Below are 5,202 nucleotides of genomic sequence, written 5' to 3' on the forward strand. Positions count from 1 at the left end.
ACGTTGTCATAGCCATCGACCAGCACCCGCCCACGGCTGGGGTTGACCAGTCCGCAGATCACGCTGATCAAGGTGGTTTTGCCCGCACCGTTGGGACCGAGCAGGGCGAAGATCTCGCCACGGCGGATCTCCAGGTCGATGTCCTTGAGGGCCTCGAAGCCCCCCGAGAAGGTCTTGCCCAGCCCCTCGACGCGAATGACCGTACGGTCCCGGGCCTCACTCAAGGGTGATATCCCTGTCGAAGGTCAGTGCCAGGTCGATGCCATCCACCTCCACGGTGACACGCGCCGGCAGGTGCTCGTCGCCCTTCAGCTTCCCCTCGTCGATCGCCTGTTGAACGGCCTTCTCGATCTCCTGCTGGGTATTCACGCCGACATTCTTAAGCAGCGTGCGGATGCTGTGCTGAAACGCGTCCTGATTCATGGGGAGGCTCCTTACGTAAGAGAGGTAGCGTTCCTATCCTACCGTTACCGGCCGTTGCTGTCGTGGGGGGACGTGCCGTAAAGAGACTGTATATACAGATCCTGCACTGCCTCCATCTTCATTCTCAAAAGGGGGATAGGGTGCTCCCTTATCCTGAGGTAGGCATCTGACGCATCAAACCCATACCCGATAATTGGGCTGATGCGGGGGAAGTCGTTCGATTTTCTTGCCGGAAACTCGGGCAGTGACTACCGTTTAATTAAAGAGGTATCTGGGGTTTTTCGATTTCTGCTTAATAATATTTTTCTATTTTAATGGGATTGTCAATAGGATGCGGCTTTCTGCCAAGATAGGGTTGAGTAAGTCGTATCCTTTTTGTGCTTGACTATTTTTTAAATAGTTGAGTGTTCGATGCGGTAAGGAAGGATTGTTGAGATAATCATTATCGATTAGGAATGGTTCGAGGATGGGAAAATGAATAAAAATATAGTGCTTGGCATATGTGCGATAACCCTGTCGTTTCAGGTATGGGCCCAAGATTGGAGCAAGATGTCATCTGCAAGAGACGATAATATATATTATCAGACAAGGAGTGGTGATAAGTCGCTTATGTTGGGGTGTTTATCAGGTGAGGATAACCTTTCCTTTACGCTTATTGGAGGAGACACACCCCTGCATCAAAGTCTGCATCATAATCCTTCGCTTATCGTCTGGATTACCTTGCCGGACGGCCGTACAGGCCGTTATGCCATCGACACTGAGTATATGGGTGGGATGGACAATGCTCTAATCGGAAGGCTCCTGTTAGGCGAGGAAGGTAAACAGTTCTTCGCTCAAGGTGCGGAAATGGAGATTAGTTCGCCCCAGGCAGGGGTTTTCTTTCGCACAGGAATGATAGGTTCGGCACGGGCAATGCAAGATTTTCGCACAACCTGTCGATTATAGCAGCCTGTCAAGCTGACGCTAGATAGAAAATAAAGTGGGGTGAAAACCATGTCCGCTAAAGCATCAATAAAAAATTTCATTTGTATAGTTTTTTTAGTTGGTTTTTCTTTTCCTGTCTATGCTCAGGAAAATCTGTTGCGAGGGGTGATTGAAGGAGTTGGGAGGGCGATTCTTCAGGAGGATAATGTCCGCCGACAAGAGGAGTATCGCCGCCAGGAAGCGATGCGACGCGAAGAGGAGCTCAGGCGCCAGGAGACATACAGGCGGCAAGCCGAGAGGCAGCGTCAGCGCCGGCTCCAGGAGCAGCAGCGGCGTCGCGCTCAAAGCGACCATCGAGTGGCCGGTGCCAGGCTGTCGCCAACACACCCTGGAGACCGCCAACAACGCTCGACCTATGCGACCCATGAGTCGAAGGAAACCATTGCCCGTGTTCAGGATATGCTCAATCGACTGGGATATTCTGCGGGTCCGGTGGACGGCCTGATGGGAAGGAAAACGGCGGGCGCCATCCGCGCCTTTCAGTCCGACCGGGGGCTTGATCCGAGCGGCCAGCCAAGCGCCTCGCTGGTGCTCTCGCTGCAAGCCGGGCTGCAGGAGCGCGGAGAGACCCTCGCGGGTACGGGAGGCGGACAAGCGCGACAGGGTGTCGTCGTGTCGGCTACCGATGCCGCTCAGGGCCGGCAAGCGGGTGAGGCTGCGCCGCAAGCGGTCGACGAGTCGCTGCTGATCGTCAGCACCGGTTCCTGGAACAACCTCCCGAGGAACTGGCGCGATGATGATGGCTGGCGGGGGCGGCAGCAGCAGCGCCTGGCCGCGATGGTGGCTGAGCAGGTGCTGGGCACGGAGCTGGAGCGACAGTTCCTGGATAGTCAGCCGCTGACCCTCGAGGAGGCGCGTCAGGCGTTCCACCAGGCAGGAATCGAGCCGGCGCGCTTCGAGCGTGTTGAGACGCTGTTCCGAAACAACATGGGGATCTCCTCGTCGCAGCAGTCGATGGTCATGCTGAACCATGCCGTGCGGATGAATCAGTTCGAGGCTGCCCGCCTGGAAGAGGCGCTGAGGGACAAGGCGCGCGTCGCCGTGTCGAGGGAGGCGCGGCCCGCAAAGGCCACCATGACCCTGATCTGCGCACTGTCGGTGGAAAAGTATGACTTTGAGCAGAAGCGGTTTCCGATCGCCGATAAGTCGATGCAGAGCTGTTTCAGCGGCAGAGGACAGGTCATCAAGTCGGTGCGGGGTCATCCCGCAAGGGTGACAGTTGATACCCCGCTGCGGCCCAATGGCATCCCGGTGGACCCCACGACGGCCGAGGAGTGGGTGAAGCGCCTGGGTGGCACGCGCTTCCTCCTGGCGATACCGGCCACGCTGACCGCCAGCGTTGGACAAGATGACCGTGGGCATGTCCGGCTTGACTATGTGGCGAGCCCCTCGGCCGCCTGGGAGGTTCGCTCCGGGCAGGACCTCGCTGAGGTGCTCCATCGCTATGACGACGATGACCTGCACGACGCGGGCGATACCCCCGCGGCGCGCAGGCTCGATGACTTCGATCGTCCATGGTGGCTGGATAGTGATGACGAGGTGGCACTGATCGAAGCGCGTGCCCGGGAGGTCGGCCTGGGTGAGCTCTCGGCCACTGACCTGTTCGAGGACGAAACGGGCCTGAAATTCGCCTTCCGGGTCGGGTACGGCAAGGAGTTGATATCCGGCGAGCGCAGCCTGGCGGACTTCCTGGACGACCCGAACAGACGAGGCGTTGTCGAGCTCTCGGAGGCGCTCGGGCTTCCGGTCGAGAACTTCCGGGTCATCTCGCTTCCTCTGGCGGGCTCTCGACAAGGCATCAGGCAGGCGACGGTGGTGTTGCCACGCGATGCAAGTGTCTATGAAGTTAACGAAGAGCTGCCCGACCAAGAGCCTCAAAACGGTGGTCGGCCTTTCGCCGCGGTGGAGATAGGAGTGACCGCGGAGAGAGTGGTACAGCTGCCGGATGGACAGGCACAATTGCTGCTGGCAGGGCATCCGGCTCGTCTGGTGGTGCGACGTTACTCACCCCAGACACCATGGCAAGAGGCACCAGAACTCGCCAGTACCGACTTCAAGCGTGAAGCACCCGTGAAACACAAACGCATCGAGCTGGCATGGAAAGGGGATCTGCTCTGGCAGGGGGCTCAGCTGGCAGGACAGGATCCGGAGGAAATCATTCGCCAGCAACTAGCAAGTAGCGCGTTTGAGAGATCGGACGCCTTTGCCAGAAGGGAAGCTGTCCAGACATTGGCTGATGGCATCAGGGCGAGATTGGACGACCGTGACCGGCGCTGGGTAAAGGCGAACATAAGACTAGCCCCCTATGATTTCGAGCGTCAGGGCTGGCCTGTCACCGGCCTTTCCCCCGAGTTTAGCGCTAGTGCACCCGAAGCTGATCGGGTGCTTAACGTTCAGTTGAGTTCGGGCCCTTCCGGGCGCGGTTTCTTCCTTGCCATGTCGCCGGAGCGTGCCCGGGAGTTTCAGGAGGCCAGCGAAAACTATCCAGCGTTTGATGCTCTGCTCGCTTTGCGGGTTTCCGGTGTGGACACTCCCTACGGTAGAGGAGCGACGCTTGCCGCCGGCATGAGGCTGCGCTATGAGCCTGAAGAGGTGATCCTCTTCGACGCCGGCCGCGGACAGGTCATCATTAACGACAATAGCGTGCGCCTCCGGCATATGTTCTCGAAGCAGGCAGAGAGCGGCGCCGAAGGGCAGGCACTCTCCTCTCGGCCGGAAGATGATGAGCATGCCGAAACCCTGGGTGAGTTTTCTATCAAGGGGGTAAGGCTGGGTGACGACTTCACCTCTGCTGTCGACAGGCTTGCCGACGCCATCGATGCGGATCAGCGTTATCAGGCCACCGTTGAATCAAGGCAGCGTGTCGTGCGCGAGACTGGAGTAGAGCCGATCAACGACTGGGCAGCCTTCCATAACGGTGTACTTCTCGAGTCGACGCATCGTCATGAACTTGTGGCGATTTACCACGAGCCTCCAATTCTCGAAGACACGGTTACGGCAGTATCTCGTACGAAGCTGTTCCCCTCCGGCAAGGGACCATCTTGGCCGCTGTTGAGGCAAAAGCTCATCGAGACTTATCCAACCGTCGATCCAGAGAGGCTGGGCGGCATCGAACAGCAGTCGTCGATAGTGCTGACGCTGTGGTCGCAAGATACCCAACCCTCTCCAGCGGCAGTGCCGCTGGACCCGAAGACGGCGGCCTGCATGCGCGGTTTGCGTGCCCGTGCTCGGGTCTCTCAATCTCAATTTGGCTTGGGGCAGAAAGCGCGGGAGAATGGTCATCTGAGGCCAAATGACAGTCGGGCGGCCTGGTTTGATGAGCAGGACGTTATGGCTGTGTCCTCTCTGGCCAGCACGTATTCGCTGCCGGGTCTTTTCGGTGGCCTTGATGACTGTCCAGTTAGCGAAGTGTTGGTTATCGGCGCCACCTTTGGCGACGATGCCAGGATATTAAGCTTGCGTCAGGCGATAGCAAATCCGGTGCGCATGGCTGCCTTGGCCGATGAGCGAAGGCGTCAGGCCGAGAACGAAGCACTCGAAGTCGATTTTGGCCTTTGAGTGGCGAATGCACCCTGACACAAAAAAAGCGCCCCGGCTGGGTAATGCCAGTCAGTTAAGCCTGTTCTCAATAAGCTGATCATGAGACCTTCCCGTGTCAGGCACACTGACACGGGAAGGTCCATGCATTTCAGCGACGCCATTGATGCCATTGCCAAGACGGTACCCGGTGCGGAAGATCCAGGCCACCAGGGCGATGGCCGCCCCCAGGAACAGCAGGATCATGGCCAGGCTGAC

General features: G+C 58.2%; 4 protein-coding genes and 1 pseudogene. 2 read left to right on the plus strand and 3 right to left on the minus strand.

Going from position 1 to position 5,202, the window contains the following annotated elements; translation table 11 throughout:
* The coding region (locus GRB96_RS15410) for an ATP-binding cassette domain-containing protein (RefSeq protein WP_161433167.1) at window positions 1-224 on the minus strand (224 nt) is incomplete at its 3' end.
* The gene (locus GRB96_RS15415) at window positions 217-423 is read right to left on the minus strand and encodes a DUF6494 family protein (RefSeq protein ID WP_161433168.1); all 207 of its coding nucleotides are present in this window, start codon (window positions 421-423) and stop codon (window positions 217-219) included. The genes GRB96_RS15415 and GRB96_RS15410, both read right to left, overlap by 8 nt.
* Before the next feature lie 474 nt (window positions 424-897).
* On the opposite strand from GRB96_RS15415, the gene GRB96_RS15420 reads away from it, so the two are divergent.
* Together GRB96_RS15420 and GRB96_RS15425 are read left to right on the plus strand one after the other, a co-directional pair.
* Window positions 898-1,368: a hypothetical protein gene (locus tag GRB96_RS15420; protein ID WP_161433169.1), complete on the plus strand. Its 471-nt coding sequence runs from the start codon at window positions 898-900 to the stop codon at window positions 1,366-1,368.
* Between the two features lie 48 nt (window positions 1,369-1,416).
* Complete coding sequence (locus GRB96_RS15425; protein ID WP_205743691.1) at window positions 1,417-4,965, plus strand: peptidoglycan-binding domain-containing protein; 3,549 nt, start codon at window positions 1,417-1,419, stop codon at window positions 4,963-4,965.
* Between the two features lie 51 nt (window positions 4,966-5,016).
* On the opposite strand, the pseudogene GRB96_RS15605 reads toward GRB96_RS15425, so the two are convergent.
* Window positions 5,017-5,202 (minus strand): annotated as a pseudogene (locus tag GRB96_RS15605) (hypothetical protein); the annotation flags it as partial.

The sequence above is a fragment of the Halomonas alimentaria genome, assembly GCF_009902005.1.
Taxonomy (GTDB): domain Bacteria; phylum Pseudomonadota; class Gammaproteobacteria; order Pseudomonadales; family Halomonadaceae; genus Halomonas; species Halomonas alimentaria.